Annotated in this window: 13 protein-coding genes; 1 reads left to right on the top strand and 12 read right to left on the bottom strand. The window is 43.8% G+C overall.

The features are described from left to right. Positions 1-54: 54 nt before the first annotated feature. The 9 genes from gltB to FTT71_RS05330 all read right to left on the bottom strand — a co-directional run bounded on the left by gltB (position 55) and on the right by FTT71_RS05330 (position 12,827). A complete protein-coding gene (gltB, locus tag FTT71_RS05370; protein ID WP_180160764.1) occupies positions 55-4,530 on the bottom strand; it encodes a glutamate synthase large subunit in 4,476 nt (1,491 codons plus the stop codon). Between the two features lie 585 nt (positions 4,531-5,115). Beyond that, positions 5,116-5,961, bottom strand: a complete 846-nt coding sequence (locus tag FTT71_RS05365; protein ID WP_180160763.1) for a hypothetical protein — start codon at positions 5,959-5,961, stop codon at positions 5,116-5,118. Positions 5,962-5,971: 10 nt separating this feature from the next. Further along, positions 5,972-7,051: a 3-dehydroquinate synthase gene (gene aroB / locus FTT71_RS05360; protein WP_178868293.1), complete on the bottom strand. Its 1,080-nt coding sequence runs from the start codon at positions 7,049-7,051 to the stop codon at positions 5,972-5,974. A gap of 18 nt (positions 7,052-7,069) precedes the next feature. Next, positions 7,070-7,612 carry a shikimate kinase AroK gene (aroK, locus tag FTT71_RS05355; RefSeq protein WP_004974468.1) on the bottom strand — a complete coding sequence of 181 codons (543 nt, stop codon included), beginning with the start codon at positions 7,610-7,612 and terminating at the stop codon, positions 7,070-7,072. 37 nt (positions 7,613-7,649) lie between these two features. Continuing rightward, on the bottom strand, positions 7,650-9,785 hold the full coding sequence (locus tag FTT71_RS05350) for a type IV pilus secretin PilQ (RefSeq protein WP_165492511.1): 2,136 nt from the start codon (positions 9,783-9,785) through the stop codon (positions 7,650-7,652). 60 nt (positions 9,786-9,845) lie between these two features. Beyond that, complete coding sequence (locus FTT71_RS05345; RefSeq protein WP_104852650.1) at positions 9,846-10,370, bottom strand: pilus assembly protein PilP; 525 nt, start codon at positions 10,368-10,370, stop codon at positions 9,846-9,848. After that, positions 10,367-11,137: a type 4a pilus biogenesis protein PilO gene (locus tag FTT71_RS05340; RefSeq protein ID WP_131260644.1), complete on the bottom strand. Its 771-nt coding sequence runs from the start codon at positions 11,135-11,137 to the stop codon at positions 10,367-10,369. Before FTT71_RS05340 ends, FTT71_RS05345 begins: the two co-directional genes overlap by 4 nt. Continuing rightward, complete coding sequence (locus tag FTT71_RS05335; RefSeq protein ID WP_004974461.1) at positions 11,134-11,769, bottom strand: PilN domain-containing protein; 636 nt, start codon at positions 11,767-11,769, stop codon at positions 11,134-11,136. Before FTT71_RS05335 ends, FTT71_RS05340 begins: the two co-directional genes overlap by 4 nt. Beyond that, a complete protein-coding gene (locus FTT71_RS05330) occupies positions 11,769-12,827 on the bottom strand; it encodes a pilus assembly protein PilM (RefSeq protein WP_004974460.1) in 1,059 nt (352 codons plus the stop codon). The genes FTT71_RS05335 and FTT71_RS05330 overlap by 1 nt, the downstream gene beginning before the upstream one ends. 169 nt (positions 12,828-12,996) lie before the next feature. Here FTT71_RS05330 and ponA point away from each other — a divergent pair, with 169 nt between their 5' ends. Further along, positions 12,997-15,546, top strand: coding sequence for a penicillin-binding protein PBP1a (ponA, locus tag FTT71_RS05325; RefSeq protein WP_179995886.1), 2,550 nt, complete (start codon positions 12,997-12,999; stop codon positions 15,544-15,546). A 123-nt stretch (positions 15,547-15,669) separates the two neighbouring features. On the opposite strand, the gene FTT71_RS05320 is transcribed toward ponA, so the two are convergent. The 3 genes from FTT71_RS05320 to murF all read right to left on the bottom strand — a co-directional run bounded on the left by FTT71_RS05320 (position 15,670) and on the right by murF (position 19,073). Then, complete coding sequence (locus FTT71_RS05320) at positions 15,670-16,473, bottom strand: putative RNA methyltransferase (RefSeq protein WP_004974455.1); 804 nt, start codon at positions 16,471-16,473, stop codon at positions 15,670-15,672. Positions 16,474-16,544: 71 nt separating this feature from the next. After that, positions 16,545-17,663 (bottom strand): phospho-N-acetylmuramoyl-pentapeptide-transferase, encoded by a 1,119-nt coding sequence (mraY, locus tag FTT71_RS05315; protein WP_019836136.1) that lies wholly within the window; start codon positions 17,661-17,663, stop codon positions 16,545-16,547. After that, positions 17,664-19,073: a UDP-N-acetylmuramoyl-tripeptide--D-alanyl-D-alanine ligase gene (gene murF, locus FTT71_RS05310; protein WP_180160762.1), complete on the bottom strand. Its 1,410-nt coding sequence runs from the start codon at positions 19,071-19,073 to the stop codon at positions 17,664-17,666. It abuts the gene before it with no gap. Positions 19,074-19,076: the final 3 nt, after the last annotated feature.

Genomic DNA, 19,076 nt, shown 5'->3' with positions numbered 1-19,076 from the left:
TACACTGGGTATAAGTCTAAAGTTATCCACACCTGCCGAATGCTGAGTCGTGGATTATTGTGGATCTGCTTGGGTAGTTTTCAACAAAGTCTGCAAGTTGGCAGCTTTTGGTTTCACTAACCAGAATTTACGGCTATAGAAATCAAACTCATGGCGGATTTTATACGCCCACGCACTGCCTGTTTCGGCAATATGTTCATCTAAAATACGTCCTAAGAATGCTTTATGTTCTTCCATCGCTTCAGTCGAAATACGATTCAGCTCAATCAATTCATGGTTGTAACGGTCTACAAAGTCATTATCCAAATCCAGTACATAGGCAAAACCACCTGTCATGCCCGCACCAAAGTTGTGTCCCACTTTGCCCAATACCGTGACAATTCCGCCAGTCATATATTCACAGCAGTGGTCGCCTGCCCCTTCAATCACAGCGAAGGCACCTGAGTTACGCACCGCAAAGCGCTCACCTGCCGTACCTGCAGCAAATAATTTACCACCGGTTGCACCATAGAGACAGGTATTACCAATTATCGCTGTGTTTTGAGTTTGGAAAGGCGATCCTTTTGGTGGGAAGATGGAAATTCGTCCCCCCGCCATGCCTTTACCCACATAGTCATTGGCATCGCCTTCAAGTTTGATATGCAAACCACCTGCATTCCAAACACCTAAAGATTGTCCTGCAGTACCTGTAAGATTCACTTTCACAGGATGATGCTCCATGCTCAAGTTACCATAACGACGAGCAATTTCACCTGAAATACGTGCACCAATAGAACGGTCACAGTTGCTCACGTTAAAGTAATACTCGCCGCCCGTACCTGCTTCAATTGCAGGCAACATCTCTGCAATCATTTTTTCAGCCAAAACACCTTTGTCAAATGGTGCATTGCCTTCAACTTGACAGTATTGCGCTTTGCCTTCTGCCGCAGGGTGTGATTCTAACAAGGCACTTAAATCAAGATGTGCATGTTTTTCAGTTTCACCCGGTAAAATTTCCAGTAAGTCGGTACGACCAATCAAGTCTTTTAAGCTTGCCACACCCAATGCTGCTAACCATTCACGAGTTTCTTCAGCAATAAATGTGAAGAAATTGATCAGCATTTGTGGTTCACCAATATAGTGTTCCTGACGCAAGTGATCTTGCTGCGTTGCTACACCAGTAGCACAGTTGTTTAAGTGGCAAATACGCAAATATTTACAGCCTAAAGCAATCATTGGTGTTGAACCAAAACCGAAGCTTTCTGCACCTAAAATTGCAGCTTTAACCACATCTAGGCCAGTTTTTAAACCGCCATCGGTTTGTACACGAACTTTGCCACGCAAATCATTCACACGTAAAGCTTGGTGCGCCTCGCTTAAACCTAATTCCCATGGCGAACCTGCATGGTGAATAGATGACAATGGCGATGCTGCTGTACCACCATCATAACCTGAGATGGTAATGAAGTCGGCATAGGCTTTAGCGACACCTGCGGCAATTGTACCTACACCCGGTTCAGATACGAGTTTTACCGACACCATGGCTTGTGGATTGACTTGTTTTAAATCAAAAATCAATTGTGACAAGTCTTCAATCGAATAAATATCGTGGTGTGGTGGTGGAGAAATTAAAGTCACACCCGGTACAGAGTAACGCAAACGTGCAATCAAGCCATTCACTTTACCGCCTGGTAACTGACCGCCTTCACCCGGTTTTGCACCCTGTGCCACTTTAATCTGCAACACTTCTGCAGAGGTTAAGTAAGCAGGTGTTACCCCGAAACGCCCTGAAGCAATCTGTTTAATTTTCGAATTACGAATTGTGCCGTAACGCGCTGGGTCTTCACCGCCCTCACCTGAGTTTGAACGTCCACCAATGGTGTTCATGGCAATGGCAATGGCTTCATGCGCTTCTGGCGACAAAGCCCCCAAAGACATCCCCGCAGAGTCAAAACGTGGCAGGATTTGCTCAACCGATTCAACTTGATCTAAGGCAATTGAATTGTCTGTTTTCAATTTAAAGAGATCACGAATAGTCGCAATAGGGCGATTGTTCACGATTTCTGCATATTCTTTAAAATCTGCATAATTGCCTGAACGCACTGCTTTGTGTAACGCATTGATCACATCTGGGTTAAAAGCGTGGTATTCCTTGCCAAAGACAAATTTCAGCAAACCACCCTGATCAATTGGCTTACGTGATTTCCACGCAGTGTCTGCCAGTTTTTTCTGATCATTTTCAAGGTCGGCAAAGGTAGCGCCCTGAATACGGCTCGGTACACCAATAAAGCAGGTATTCACCACTTCAGCAGACAAACCCACCGCTTCAAATAATTGTCCACCACGGTAAGAAGCTACAGTTGAAATACCCATTTTTGATAAGACTTTGAGCAAGCCTTTTTCAATACCTTTGCGGAAATTACTTTGCGCATAGACAGGGTCGCCCAATAACTCACCTTTGGCAATCAAGTCATTGATCACATCATAAGCCAAATATGGATATACCGCAGTTGCACCAAAACCGAGCAATACTGCAAATTGATGTGGGTCACGAGCAAAGCCTGTTTCGACAATAATGTTGGCATCGGTACGTAAACCGACTTGAATTAAGTAGTGATGTACCGCACCTGTGGCCATGACGGCATTGGCAGGCAAATAACCTTCACGGATTTTTTTATCAGTAAGCACCAATAACGTTTTTCCATCACGCACTGCTTGCGCAGCTGCTTCACAAATACGCTGAATAGCAGCTTGCAAACCTTCACTTTCTGCATAGTTCAGATCGATGTCGGCAATTTCATAGCCTTTACGCCCTAAAGTGCGAATCTGATGCATTTTGGAATTGGTCAGTACAGGGCTTGAAATAATCAAGCGGTCTGCATGTTCTGGGCCTTGCTCAAATACGTTTTGTTCACGGCCTAAACAGGTTTCCAAAGACATCACGATAGATTCACGCAATGGGTCAATCGGTGGATTGGTTACCTGTGCGAACTGCTGACGGAAATAATCCGACACATGGCGTACCTGACGCGACAATACCGCCATTGGGGTGTCATCCCCCATTGAACCCACAGCTTCCTGACCACTTTCTGCAATTGGACGCAATAACTGGTCACGTTCTTCAAAGGTCACCATAAACATTTTTTGTGCAGCTTTTAAGGCATCGCCTTTTAAACCGTGATCACATAAATATTCTTCAAGCTCTGGGCTACCTTGTAAACGGATTGAATTTTCACGTAACCATTCACGATAAGGACGCATTCTTTTCAGATGGTTATTCACATCCTGCGTATCTAGCACTTTGCCAGTAAAGGTATCCACCACCAAAATGTGACCAGGACCAACACGTCCTTTAGAAATTACATCTTCAGGCTCATAACCCCACACCCCAATTTCAGAGGCCAAAGTAATGTAGCCATTTTTAGTGATCACCCAACGTGCAGGACGTAAGCCATTACGGTCTAGCATACAGATGGCATGTCGACCATCCTGAATCACTAAACCTGCAGGACCATCCCATGCTTCCATATGTTTAGAGTTAAATTCATAGAAGGCGCGTAAATCAGCATCGATCGTTTCGACGTTCTGCCATGCAGGCGGAACCAACATACGCAAGGCACGGAATAAATCCATTCCGCCACCCACCAGAATTTCCAGCATATTGTCTAAGCTTGAGGAGTCTGAACCTGTACGGTTTACAATTGGGTTTAGTTCTGTCAAACCTGGCAATAATGGATTTTCAAATTTAGGGGTACGTGCCATCGCCCAGTTACGGTTGGCGGTAATGGTGTTGATTTCACCATTGTGTGCCAAGTAACGGAAAGGCTGCGCCAACGGCCAACGTGGCAAAGTATTGGTCGAGAAGCGCTGGTGGAACACCACAATATGTGATGCCAAACGTTCATCGGCAAGGTCGGTATAGAAGTCTGCAATCGCTGCAGGCATCATCAAACCTTTATAGCTGATCACGGTTGAGCATAACGTGGTCACATAAAAATATGGATCAGCAGTCAATTGCTGCTCGGCACGACGACGTGCCAAAAATAGTTTGCGGTTAAATTCAACTTCAGTCACACCCAATGGGCAATTGACAATAATTTGCTCAAAAGCAGGCAAAGACTGCATGGCGATTTCGCCCAATGCCTCATTATTGGTTGGCACCACACGCCAAGCCAATACTTTACAGCCTTCAGCTTCAATTTCTTTGGTCAGGATATTTTTTGCATGCGCCGCTAAGGCTGGGTCGAGGTTCAGAAATACTGTACCCACTGCAAAAATTTCGCTCAGAGTAATGTCACTTAAGCGTTTTGCTTCTTCGCGGAAAAATTGCTTTGGCATCGCCAACAGCAAACCACATCCATCGCCCGTTTTACCGTCTGCGGCAATACCACCACGGTGGGTCATGCAACTTAAACTATGAATGGCAGTCTTGACGAGATCATGGCTTGCATCACCCTGCATATGGGCAATTAAACCGAAACCACAGTTATCTTTAAACTCATCCGGTTGGTATAAACCTTGAGCGGGAGCTACAGTATTAGGCGATGGCATGTGCATAGCGTACCCTTCTTTTACTTGCCCAATTGGGCCAATTAAACAATCTGTTTTTGCGATTTAACTCAATTTACAACTCTAAACATCAACCTTGGGTAAATGAAATGTCACACATTTATTTCAATCAATACCGATTAAAAAGCCTGAGTGACCGATTCATCATTTACGCAACTTTTACACTTTAATGTAGCAGGCAAATTTGACAGTTTCGCACAATCATTGAATCTTTTTTGCGCCAAAATAGGGACAACAACTCAATTCACGCACCAATAAAAGCAAAAACAATGCCAACTTTATTTTTTATTCGCACATGAGCCAAATCTCAGCTTTAACCCTAAAAATGTAAAATCAGATCACATTTTTAAGTCAAATTCGCACTATTTTTGTGCATTTCATTATTTTTATACACCATGCTGCGCCATTTTAGAACGCATTTTTTAGTGAGAAGAATAGTTTTTTTAGATCAAATTGGTGCAATTGAGCCAAAATAGCTCAATGCAAATAATAGACAAAAAGGATAAAGCTCAAGTAGCTATTTGAATGACTCGACTTGAGCTAAAAGAATATTGGAAGTGTTTATGATTAGTTAAAAGGATCGCGCACTTCAGGTTCAGGTGCATCGGGCTGAGCAGGTGCTGTACCACTTTGTGATTTTTGTACATCAACGACATTACCCTCCTGATCACGGCGGGTAATTGTAGTGCTGGTGGTACTATTTTGCGGTGCAACTGCCTGCGTAGTCGGTGCAGTCGTTGTGGTTGCAGGTGGACGTGCCAAAGCACTTTCATCTATTTTAGGCACAGCTGCTGGACGTAAATTTACCGCATATAGCTTAGTGCTCAGCCCCATTTCATCCGCCCCTAAATCATTGACATAAGGACGATAATCTGCAAATTGCACCACTACAGGCTGAATGGTTTCAGGAAATTTGAATGGCAGCGCTGTCAAAGCATGTGCAGCTTCGCGTTTATTGCCAAAACTACCATATAGCATCACATATTGTTCAGACTGCCCCTCACCGCTTAAACGAATATAAAACAGCTTGCTCCGATCTGTTTGCTTTTTAATAAAACTTTTTATGATGTTTTCATCACTGACCCGAAACAATTCAATTGTGCTGTTATTTTTTTGTTCCTGAATAAATTTAGTACCGCGAAATTCAGCCTCATGCAAACCAGAAGCTGTTAAACGCGTGGTGAGTTCCAAAGGGCGGACTTCTTCTTGCAAACCACCCAAATAGGTGGTTGCAGCAACCTTTTCGGGTTGAATTTGTAATTCAATTTCAGACTCTGGTTGTTTTTCAATTTCAACCAGTTCTTCACGGTCTGTCACCGCCCAAAAAATCAGTGCCGCCAATAAACACAGCACCGCGCCCAGCAACCAAATTGACTGTTGAATTTTTTGCCAGTGTGTACGCAGTGCTGTCATATGCTGCCTTTTATGCTTGATTGGCTAAAATCGCCTGTTTCATCAATTCTAAGTCAAACTCTTTGGTGATGATGGCTTGACCCAATTGCTTCATGAGCACCAAACGTAATTGACCATTCAGCACTTTTTTATCGTGTGCCATATAAGCCAAAAACTGATCCAGTGGAATTTGCGGACATACTATCGGTAAATTGGCGCGAGAAATGATATTTTTTGTACGCTCTACATCTTCAGCAGAAATCCAGCCCATACGCTGTGATAAATCGGCTGCCATCACCATCCCTGTCGCGACAGCTTCACCGTGTAACCATTCACCATAACCCAAATAAGATTCAATTGCGTGCCCAAAGGTGTGCCCAAGATTCAATAAAGCGCGTTCACCTTGCTCTTTTTCATCATTGGCAACAATACGTGCTTTATGTGCACATGAACGATATACCGCTTCTGCCAGTACAGCAGGATCACGCGCGACTAATGCTTCCATGTGCGTTTCAAGCCATTCTAGAAACTCGACATCACCCAAAAGCGCATATTTAATGACTTCGGCTAGGCCTGCAGACAACTCACGCTCAGGTAAAGTATTCAGTTGCGACATATCTGCCAACACCACTTGGGGCTGCTGAAATGCACCAATCATGTTTTTACCCAGCGGATGATTAATCCCTGTTTTGCCACCGACACTGGAATCGACTTGTGACAGTAAAGTAGTTGGTACTTGAACGAAGTACACCCCACGCTGAAAGCTTGCCGAAGCAAAACCTGCCATATCGCCAATCACGCCACCGCCCAAAGCCAGCACCGTACAATCACGGTTAAAACCAGCTTCCAGCAAGGCATCAAAAATAAGGGTGAGATGCTGAATATCTTTGTATTTTTCTCCATCAGGCAAAATACAGGTTGCCACTTTCTTGCCCAGTGCTTCAACAGCCGTCACATAGTGACTTAAATACAAAGGTGCAACCGTGGTATTGGTCACTATCATGACTTGCTGACCTTTAATATAAGGTGCAAGTAATTCTTGGGGCTGAAGATCACTGCCAATAAAAATAGGGTAACGGCGATCGCCGAGTTCAACGTGTAAAGTCTGCATGAAAAAGTCGCTTTCTACCTAAGATATTTGCTCTGAAACAATCGTATTTAAGATTTTTTGCGCCAAATCTCGCGCAGCACCCTGATTGGTTTCAATAATATAATGCGCCACCTCACGATACAACGGATCACGCACTGCAAGCAAATCACGTAATCTTTGTTCGGGGTTTTCGACTTGAAGTAAAGGACGGTTTTTATCGCGATAGGTTCGCTGAAGTTGAATTTCGACAGGGGTATATAGATAAACAACAATACCACGTTGTTTTAAGAAGTCTCGATTCGGGGCTTGAGTCACCGCGCCGCCACCTGTAGCAAGTACAAGTTTATGCCGTGTGGTTAACTCATCAATAACCGCTGTTTCACGACTACGAAACCCTTGTTCACCTTCTTTTTCAAAGATCCAAGGAATCGTAGCGCCAGTTTTGCGTTCAATTTCATGATCACTATCTAGAAATTCACGCCCTAACAATTCCGCCAAATGGCGTCCTACAGTGGTCTTGCCTGCCCCCATCGGCCCTACCAAATAGATATTTGGTAGGGTGTCAAACTCTTTGCTTAGCAAGGAGTCACCTATAAATTTTGTTTAAATTGAAAATATATTAATGATTTCTTGAAACACTGTCATTAACAATTCGTGGTGTAACAAAAATCAGCAACTCACGTTTGTTGTCCGACTTGATATCTTTACGGAATAAACGTCCGATATAAGGAATATCGCCCAAGAATGGAACTTTGGTTTGTGAGTTAGCCGTTTGTTGCTCAAAAATACCACCCAAGACCACAGTTTCACCATTATCTACCAAAACGTTGGTATTCACCGCGTTCTTGTTAATGGTGAGCTGACCTGTAGGTGTAGGTGCACCTGGTGAGTCACTGGTGATATTTAATTGCATTTGGACTTTACCGTCAGGCGTGATACTTGGGGTCACATCCAAACTTAAAGTCGCATCAATGAATTCTGTAGTAGATACGGCATTGACACCACCACCTTCAGAAGATTGATACGGAATTTGCGTACCCGATGCCACTTTGGCATTTTGCTTATCTGCAGTCAGAACTTTTGGTGTCGAAATCACTTCACCGTAACCATCTGCTTGTAATGCCGACAACTCCAAATCGAGCATAAAGTCAGACAAGCTGATTAAACCAAATGCAATACGGCTGGCACCTGGACTGGTCACACCCAAATCGACATTCAGGTTTTGTGGACGTTCAATTTCGTACTTCCAACCACCCGTATCACTATCTTTTTCTGGTTCACGCAAGTTCCACAAAGTCGTATCGCTACCACCCACCAACAAGTGGTTATTATTGGTAATCCCTTGTGACAAGATGCCCCACTTCACCCCCATTTCCTTGGTGAAATCTGTGGTTGCACGAACAATACGTGCTTCAATCATCACCTGCTTCACAGATACATCTAGCAAATCAATCATTTGACGAATCTGATCAATTTTTGCCGATGTATCGTTGATGATTAAGGTATTGGTACGTGGATCTACCGACACTGTACCGCGTGGACTCAACAAGCTACCAACGCTATCGCCTAATGGATCAGTACCTGTATTGGTATTTGAACCACCACGTGATGCATTCTTGCCTTGCGTAATTAGTTTTTCAATATCTGCCGCTTTGGCATAGTTCAATTGAATATATTCAGTTTGTAGTGGCGCCAGTTTCACACTTTGCGCAATCGCTTTGGCTTCTTCTTCTTCGGCTTTAATCAATTCAGAAACAGGTGCAATCCAAATCACGTTGCCATTACGACGCTTATCCAAATTTTTGGTTTTCAGGATAATGTCTAACGCCTGATCCCAAGGTACATCTTTTAAACGTAAGGTAATGTTGCCTTGCACAGTGTCTGCTGCCACCATGTTAATGCCTGTGAAATCAGCCAATAACTGCAATACACGACGCACTTCGATGTCTTGGAAATCTAGTGAAATCTTTTTGCCTGTATAGCTTTGAGCTGCACGTGGTTTAAACGGGTTTTTATCGACAGGGCGTTTTAAGCTGATGGTTAGCTTGTCTTCTGCCTGATATGCCATATATTCATAGCTGCCTGCAGCTTGAATAGTAATCACGCCATTGCTGCCATCATTGTGTGCATCAATGGTCGATACAGGTGTTGCAAAGTCATTTACATTTAAACGACGTGCTAAATGTGCAGGTACTTTATTGCCTAAAGTACGTACCACAATTTTGCTGCCTTGCTGCTGCACATCTACAGGAGTATTGCTACCGAGTAGATCAATCACCACCTGACCTTCACCTTCACCGCCACGCTGGAAACCAATATTGGATACGCCTTGTGCGCTACGTTGAGCAGTCACGGCAGCCATAGGCGTTGCCGTAGTTGAGTTGATTTTTAAAATAAAGGTGTTGCCTTCAACACGCGTGGTAAATGCGCCCGCATCGGCCAAGTTCACAGTTAAACGTGAACGCTGTGCATCTGAGCTTACCTCTACAGAGCTGGCTTCTTTGGTTGCGACTGCAACGCTGTTTTGCTTCAGCGTTTGTTGCGCTTTATCAAAATCTAAAATCAAGCGGGAAGGTTGTTCCAGCTGATATGCAGCAGGTTGAGGTGGCAAACCATTAAACATGACACGAATTTCGGTGCCCTGTCCCGGAATTTGCATGGGTACGATGTTGGTAATGCTGACTTGGGCATTGGCAACTTGCATCACTGCCATTGCGACTGCACCCATTGAAAACTGACGGAACAAATTGTTCATTGTATTACCATCCCCAAAAATAAAATCTTTCACACTGTTATTCATTTTTATTCCTTTAATTTATGGCGCAGGCCCAATTAAAACCAAACTTCTTGGACGTTCTACATAACCTTCACGACCATCTGGAATAATCTCGATTAAATCAATTTGCGTTGGTGTAATGTTCACCACACGACCATGATTTACCCCCATATAACTGCCACGCTGGATACGCTCAATTTCACCATCTGGTGTTTGAATCAATGCCAAAATTTGACCATTTTGACGCATACTGCCTTTCATGGTCAGTGATTCAAGTGCGTAGTTTTCCAGCGGTTGTAACTGGCGAGCAAGGTTCGGATAAACACGCTTCCCTGCCATAATTTTAAGTTCAGCGGCCAAAGAACTTGGCATAAATGGGCTTTTCAGCTGATGCGCTGCATAGTTGAATGTTGGTGCAGGCTCAAACACAGGTGCAGGTTCAATGGGTAGTGGTGGCTGATTACGAATTTCAGCCATTTGTGCATTGACTGCATCAATCCGTGAATCACATCCCACCATTAATACAGTTGCCAACAGGGCTAACGAAAGCTTTTCAATTTTCATTTTTTACCCCTTTTCGCAGTATTATTTACTCTTTTATTACTCTTCTCGCTATTCGCAGCAGTATCGGTTGCACTGCTTTCCATTGTAGTTTGCGCATCTGCACTGCCTACATAACGATAAGTTTTTGCTTGTGCTTTATAGGTCACTTGCGGAATATCGGTTTTCTTGTCTTTATTTTCAGTCGCCACAATTTCAAAGTCGTGCATGGTCACAATACGTGGCAATGCTGCTGTACCGCTTACGAATGAACCAAAGGCATGATAATCGCCTGTCGCTTCAATTGAAATTGGCTGTTCAATAAAGAACTCTTGTTTAATTTCGTTCTCTAAACGAATGTTTTTAAACTTCAAACCTGAATTCACGCCTGTGACGTTAATATCTTCAACTAAACCTGGAATTTCAGTTTCTTTTGGCAATTGTTCAAGTTGTTGGTTAAAGTTCGCTTCCATTTCTTGTAATTGCGCTTGGTATTGCTGCAAATTACGCAATTTAGAATCTTTTTCACGGAACTCATTTAACAAGTTTTGTTCTTGTGTATGTGCTGCTGCAATGGCATCTAACTTTGGCTTGATTACGACAAAGTAACCTAAAGCTAGAATCAGGAAAATAATAAAAATCCAGCAGGTAATTTTGACCGAAAGTGGCCAAGCACCATAATTGTTAGGATCTAGGGTATTGAACTGTTGAAAAAACTTTTCAACTGTCATTTTCTTTTTCGGAGCAACAGCAGCATCCTGATTTACTTCATCAAATTCATCGAGACTCATTGTGCTGCCCCCGCTGCTGATGTTGAATTAGATTCTGTTGGTGTTACTGGAATTGCAATTTCTTCTAAATCTGAAGTCACTACAAAAGTACCGTAACTTTCCTCTACACGAGGAACCACAGAGCTTGGTGCTTTATCTTTATTTTCTTCTTTAGCTAAGAATGAATTCATAAATGCATTGCGATACCACGGCGATGCTTCCAAATTACGCAAGAATTCAGCCACCGTATTTGGACTTTCAGCCTTGCCCTCAAAAGTGAATTTATTGCCTGTACGGCTCACTTTGGTTAAGTACATATTGCTTGGTGTCACACGCACCAATTCATCCACCAAACGCACGGCAATTGGACGCTGACTTTGTAGACCCTGAATAAGCTTCATGCGCTCAACAATAGCATTACGCTGTTCTTGCAAGCCTTCTAAAGATTTTAATTGTACATCTAGGTTTTGGTTGGTACTGATCACCAATTGATTGGCTTGTTCTTGATCTTGTAACTTCGCGTTGTAGAAGAACCACGCCAAAGCCACCAATAACACCCCAACAGCAGCCGCTGCAATACAAAATACAATAAATTCTTTTTTACGTTTTTCTCTTAGCTCATCGCGCCAAGGGAGTAAGTTAATCTTTGCCATTAATCAAAACTCCTCATTGCTAAACCACATGCCACCATCAATGACGGCGCATCACTTTCAATTCTTTTAATGTCGATTTGTGGAGAGAAGCCCATTTGTAAGAATGGATTGGCAATGGTCACACGGTAGCCCAGTTTTTGCTGCAACAACTTCGCAAGACCTGGAATATTGGCATTCCCCCCTGCCAATAAAATGTGATCAATTTCGTTAAATTGTGAAGATGAGAAAAAGAACTGCAATGAACGTGCAGCTTGTTGCACCACCGCTTCTAAGAACGGTTCGAGCACTTCTACATCGTAGTCATCTGGCAAAGTACGGCTTTTTTTCGCACGCCCTGCTTCTTCATACGACAAACCATAACGGTTTTGAATTTCTTGTGTCAGCTGCTTACCGCCAAAGGTTTGCTCGCGGGTATAAATAATTTTGTTATTTTGCAGTACCGACAAGGTGGTCATGGTATGACCAATATCCAAAATACCAATGGTGTTCACACCCATTGGCAGGGTATCGGAGAACACTTTAAAGGCATTTTCGATGGCAAAACTTTCGACATCGGCAATTTTGGCTGTCAAGCCGCCCAACTCCAATGCTTCTACTCGTGCTTCTACGTTTTCTAAACGTGTTGCAACCAGTAACACATTGACTCGGTTTGGATTGGCTAAACGGTCTGGTTGGACTTCAAAGTCTAGGCTGACTTCATCTAATGGGAATGGAATATATTGCTCGGCGTCCATACGAATTTGAACTTCACGCTCATCGCTAGTCATATCTGCATCCATTTCAATGATTTTGGTAATCACCATTGAGGTTGGAATTGCTAATGCTGCAGATGTAGATTGCGTGTTTGCTAAGTTCAATGCACGTTCAAGCGCATCCCCGACTGCTTCTGGATTGAGAATGTTTTTTTCAACCACACTGCCTTCTGGAAGTGGGACCAGCGCATAGCTCTCGACCCAGTATCTACCATTCTTAACAGAGAGTTCTAATAACTTAACAGAAGTAGAACTAATATCTACACCTATTAACCCCTTACTTGGCTTACGATATAACCTACGCACAATAGTACCATTCCTATTATTTTTTTATCCCCAAAAAAATTTAACCTACTAATCCGCGCTGGTCTATAATTTTTTACGGATACAATAATTCATCTAACAATCCGTAAATCTACTCGCTATACTGACCAGCAATTAGTTTGCTATTAGCGCTTATTAAAACGCACTTGTTATGAAAAAGCTATCTTGTTCGGGTCGTGTTCATCCATTTTTTTTGATCATAATTATAATTTTGGTCGCAATACCGATGGGTTTCTATGGCATGTATCTCTATATTGCCCCATCTTTGCCAGAAATGACCACCTTAAAAAAAGCGCCATTATTAAAACCATTACAGGTTTATAGTGCCGATAATGAGCTAATTGCCGAGTATGGCGGCAAGCTTTCTGTGCCTGTCGATTATGAACATATTCCTGAAAAATTCATTTTTGCATTCTTAGCTGCAGAAGATTCTGCCTTTTTTGAACACAGTGGGATTAGCTTCAAAGGCTTAGGGCGCGCGTTGAGCGAGGCGGTAACAGGCTCCAATGTGCAAACTGGCGGCTCAACCATTACCATGCAAGTGGCAAAAAACTATTATCTCAGCCCTGATCGTACTTTAAAGCGTAAACTCACCGAAATCTTTTTAGCGCGTAAAATTGAACAAAACCTGAGCAAAGAAGAAATTTTGACCTTATACGTCAATAAAATCTTTTTGGGTAAAAATGCCTATGGCATCGCGGCAGCTGCCAAAATTTATTACAACAAAAGCCTAGAAGAACTGTCGATTGCACAAATGGCGATGATTGCAGGCCTACCTAAAGCACCTTCGCGCTACAATCCCGTGGTAAATCCTGAACGTGCTTTGGAGCGTCGCAACTGGATTTTGGGACGTATGCTGCAACTGGGCTATATCAACCAAAATGAATACCAAAAAGCCATTGCTGAACCGATTAATTTAGATATGCCAGACCGCAGCATCAGCAATAAACATCCGTATATTGGTGAAATGGTGCGTGCTGAACTGGTCAGTAAATTTGGTGAACAAGCGGTTGATTCGGGCTATAAAGTTTACACCACGGTAGACAGCAAACGTCAAATGTACGCAGAACAGGCGGTACAAGAAGGCTTAGAAGCCTATGACCGTCGCCACGGCTGGCGTGGTGCAGAGGCACACGACAAACCGCTGAATGAGTTTCGTGCTTATGCCAACACCTACCCTGCGCAAGTCAGCAAAGTGCTGAATAATTCTTTTGAAGCGTTAATGCAAGATGGCACAACAGTTACTGTACCATGGTCAGGTATGTCTTGGGCGCGCCCCTATCGCAATGCCAACAGTGTAGGCAATGCGCCAAGTCGTGCGGCACAGATTGTAAAAGTCAAAGATATTGTCCGTTTACGTCCAAATGAAAATAAAACCGCTTGGTCATTGGTACAAGTACCGAAAGTGCAAGGTCAATTGGTCGCAATTAACCCGAATAATGGCGCCATTGAAGCGTTGGTCGGTGGATACAACTTCTATCAATCTAAGTTCAACCGTACTTTACAAGGTTGGCGTCAACCGGGTTCCACCATCAAACCTTTTGTGTATGCTCTGGCTTTAGAGCGTGGTATGACGCCACACACCATGGTCAATGACAGTCCAATCACCATTGGTAAATGGTCACCACGTAACTCCGATGGTCGCCATTTAGGCATGATTCCGTTACGTCGTGCTCTCTATTTATCTCGTAACACGGTTTCGGTACGCTTATTACAAGAAGTCGGTATTGAGCGTACCCGCCAACTATTCATGGATTTTGGTTTGCAGGAAGATCAGATTCCACGTAACTACACTATTGCATTGGGTACACCACAAGTTTTGCCTATTCAAATGGCCACGGGCTATGCCACTTTTGCCAACGGTGGTTACCGTATTCAACCGCACTTCATTAACCGTATTGAAGATGCTTATGGCAAAGTGATTTATCAAGCTAATCCTGAATATGCGTGTATTGCTTGTATTAATGCCAAAGAACAAACGTTGGAAAGTGCCGAAGCCACTACACCAGATGATGAAGTGATTGAAGTCACCAATAAAAAACTGGCACAAGCTGAACAATATCCGAACTTATTGGCAGAGCGTAGTCAGTACAAACAGGCACAACGTATTTTAAAATCTAGCTCGGCGTATGATATGTCCAATATTTTACGTGACGTGATTCAACACGGTACTGGACGTGCTGCACTTAGAATTGGTCGTGGTGATATTGGTGGTAAAACAGGAACCACCAACGATGCCAAAGACGCTTGGTTCGCAGGTTTCAATGGTAAACTGGTGACCGTAGCTTGGGTCGGCTTTGACCAACCGACCACTTTAGGACGTCGTGAATACGGTGGTATCGCAGCGCTGCCAATTTGGACAGACTTTATGGGTAATGCACTCAAAGGCACACCTGAAGCTTGGGTCAGTTTGGACAGCAAAGCCAAAGCGCCACAGCGTGAACTCAATCAAATGAGCGCAGAACAACAGCAGGATTATCGTGCTTCACCGCCATTGGCACGACCATTGTATCGACCTGCACCTGCAGCACCAGTACGCGCGCCTGAGCGTGATTTTGACGACTTACCAGGCGAGGAAGTGTTAATTCCTGACAATGCTGCACCGCCTGCCATGCAAGCGCCAAGCAACAACCCTGCTAAACCCAATGCAGCCAAACCTGCTCCCGATGCATTAGAAAACTTAATTGATGAAGTCTTATAACCGCAGATAAGCAGTCAGAAAAAAGCCCTCATTTACAAAAATAAGGGCTTTTTTATGGGTACAACTTAAACTTTACTGACAGTCAGTTTTTCAAAAGTATGAGTTTGACAGAAGCACTCAAACTTACTTTTTCTGAAACAGATAAATTTGATGCTGTGCTGTCACATCAAATTGGGTTTGTTGTTCCAAGGTCTGACGACGCTCTGCTTTGGCTTTGTAAGCATAAGGTGTCATGGCAATTAAATGATTTAAATCGCTTTGATTGAGCTGCAACGGCGTTTCCACCACGCTAGCATCGACTAAATCAAAGGCATCTTGTAATTGAGCGATAAATTTTTCAGGTTCATGCGGCTTCACTTCTTCAAACAAAGCTTGACGCATCGCCAATAAATGCTCAGGCGCAGGCGTTACTACCAACAAATAGCCTTGTGGTTTTAAAACCCGTAAAATTTCCTGTTGCGGAATTGGGCTAAACAAGCTGGCACATAAATCAATACAATGTTCTAAAACAGGCAAAGTTGCCCCTGTCCCCACCACCCAAGTCACTGCGGGATTCAGTTTCGCCGCCACTTGTACGGCATTCTTGGCAATATCCACCCCGACACACTGCAACACTTCGCCTTGCATGGCAGCGGTGTAATAGCCTTCACCACAGCCAATATCCAACAAATTTTCGATGCGTAAGGTGCGAATTTTTTGCACCACTGCCTGTTGCAAGGGCGCATAATGCCCTGCACTTAAAAATGCGCGACGTGCCTGCACCGAAGCAGGTGTATCCCCCGGATTTTTACTGTGCTTATGCTGCACCACATGCAAATTGACGTAGCCTTGTTTCGCAACATCATAGCTGTGATTGTTGGCACAACGCCACGTTCGATCATGCAGTTGCAATACCTGACGACACACAGGACACATCAGCAAATTCATCATTTTCTCCAGAGTGAACCACATAAAAAAGTCGGCGAGTGCCGACTTTTAAAATTTTCGGTTGGATAGGCTTAACGTAATTTTAAAGTCATTAAACCTAAAACCACCAGCATAATTGTGATAATCCAGAAGCGAATCACCACTTGAGTTTCACGCCAGCCTTTCTTTTCATAGTGGTGATGCAACGGCGCCATTAAGAATACCCGTTTATTGCGCATACGTAGTGAACCAATTTGCAGGAATACCGAAATCGCTTCAACTACAAACACCCCACCCATAATCGCAAACACGATTTCCTGACGTACCATGACGGCAATCGTACCCAGCATTGCCCCTAAAGACAGTGCACCGACATCGCCCATAAAGACTTGTGCTGGATGCGCGTTATACCACAGGAAGGCCAAGCCTGCTCCAATCATCGCGGCACAAATCACCACCAACTCAGACGCATATTTCACATAAGGGATATGCAGATAATCGGCAAAACGAACATCCCCCGCCAAGTAGGCAAATACGCCCAAACCTGCTGCAACTAATACGATTGGCATAATTGCCAAGCCATCTAAACCATCAGTCAGGTTCACCGCATTTGAGGCACCGTTAATTACCAAATAGGTAAAGATAATGAAGCCAATACCGAGTGGAATCAAAGACAATGGAATGCTGAAATCTTTAAAGAATGGAATCAACACATCCAACATATCTGCGGTTTGTGCAGGATTTGGCTGTTGGGTTGCAATCACATACAACGCAATACCCGCACCCAATGATGCTACCGAAGTCCAGAAGAATTTTTTACGCGCAGGCAAACCCGCATTGTCTTTGTAGCGAATTTTAATCCAGTCATCTGCCCAGCCTACAGCGCCAAAAATGACCATGACCGCCAGTACAATCCAGACGTAAGGGTTAGATAAATCTGCCCATAATAGGGTCGAAATACCAATGGAAAGCAGGATTAATACCCCGCCCATGGTTGGCGTACCCATTTTTTTGGCATGCCCTTCAGGTGCATAAGAGCTGACTGCCTGACCGTATTTTAATGCTTGCAGTTTACGAATCATCACAGGGCCTAGCACCAAACCGATGCCAAGCGCAGTCAATACACTCAGTAATGAACGTAATGTTAAATAACGAACCACCTGAAACGAGCTGTTATAGCCCGCCAGCTGCTCAAATAACCATAACAGCATTTAAATTTTCTCCATCAATGCAGCCATCAACGTTTCCATATGGGTATAACGAGAACCTTTAAATAGGAAACTCATGGACTGAGGTTGATGTGTTTTTACCAGATCAATTAAAAACGGCAAGGCTTGTTCTTGAGTGACAAAAGCCTGTAATTTTTTTCCATATTGGGTACTGCGCGCACCTTCTTGGGTCGCAGGTGCAAATTCACCGACTGCCACCACAAAGTTGATGCCACGAATAGACACCAAATCACGCCCCAACATATAGTGCTGTTGTGCTGCGCTATTGCCCAGCTCACCAATATCACCAATTACCATAACTCGCACACCTGTTTGCTGTGCAAGGACTTCACCTGCAGCACGCATAGAGGTTGGATTGGCATTATAGGTGTCATCAATGAATAAATGTGTGCCTTGCTGAATAAAGTTCAAACGGCCTTTTGCCCCCTGTGCCTGTTCCAAGCCTGCGACAATATCATCTAAACTCACACCAATTGCCAGTGCAAAAGCAGCAGCAGCCATAGCATTTTGTACATTGTGTTCACCTGCAAATGGCAAATGAATCTGACGCACACCATGCGTGGTATTTAAACAAAAACTTGCCGATTGTGGCTGCAACTGAATGTCTGTCGCAAACACATCACCGCCTTCACCAAAACTTAGACGCTGTTCTGACTGAACCGCTTGCTGAATCTGTTCGGCAAAATCATCGGCAGCAGGGACAATCGCTGTACCTTGCGAGGCAATATGTGCATAAATTTCAGATTTGGCCCGACAAATGCCATCACGCCCACCAAACTCACCTAAATGCGCAGTACCAATATTGATAATGCCTGCCACCTGCGGCTGTACCAAGTTTGAGGTGTAATCGATTTCACCTTGATGACTGGCGCCCAATTCCATCACTGCGTATTGATGGCTAGCATTCAACTCCAATAACATCATCGGCACACCCAAGTCATTATTCAGGTTGCCACGGGTAATTAAAGTCGGTGCCAAACGTGACAAAATACTACCGAGCATTTCCTTGGTGGTGGTTTTGCCGCTACTGCCTGTTAATGCAATCACTTTTAAGTGTGGATGTTGCTGACGACGAAATGCGCCTAAGTGTCCTAAGGCTAAACGGGTATCAGGCACGACCAATTGGCAAATATCTGCGTCTACAGGCTGGCTGACAATTGCCATAGAACAGCCCTGAGTCGCTACTTGTGCCACAAAATCATGCGCATCAAAACGCTCACCTTTTAAAGCCAAAAAGGCATCGCCTGCTTCGGCATGACGTGAATCGGTTAAAATACGTTTAATCTCGCCTTGCGGTGCTTGCCCATTGAACCAATAACCCTGTGTTGCCTGTTTGAGTTGTTCGGCAGTCCAAGGTTCTAAAATTGCGGTACTGGTGGTGGAAGTGTGCATACA

It is taken from the genome of Acinetobacter sp. YH01004, from assembly GCF_013420455.1.
GTDB lineage: Bacteria > Pseudomonadota > Gammaproteobacteria > Pseudomonadales > Moraxellaceae > Acinetobacter > Acinetobacter towneri.
Note: the sequence above shows the minus strand (reverse complement) of the source record. Positions and strands in the feature narration are given on the sequence as shown.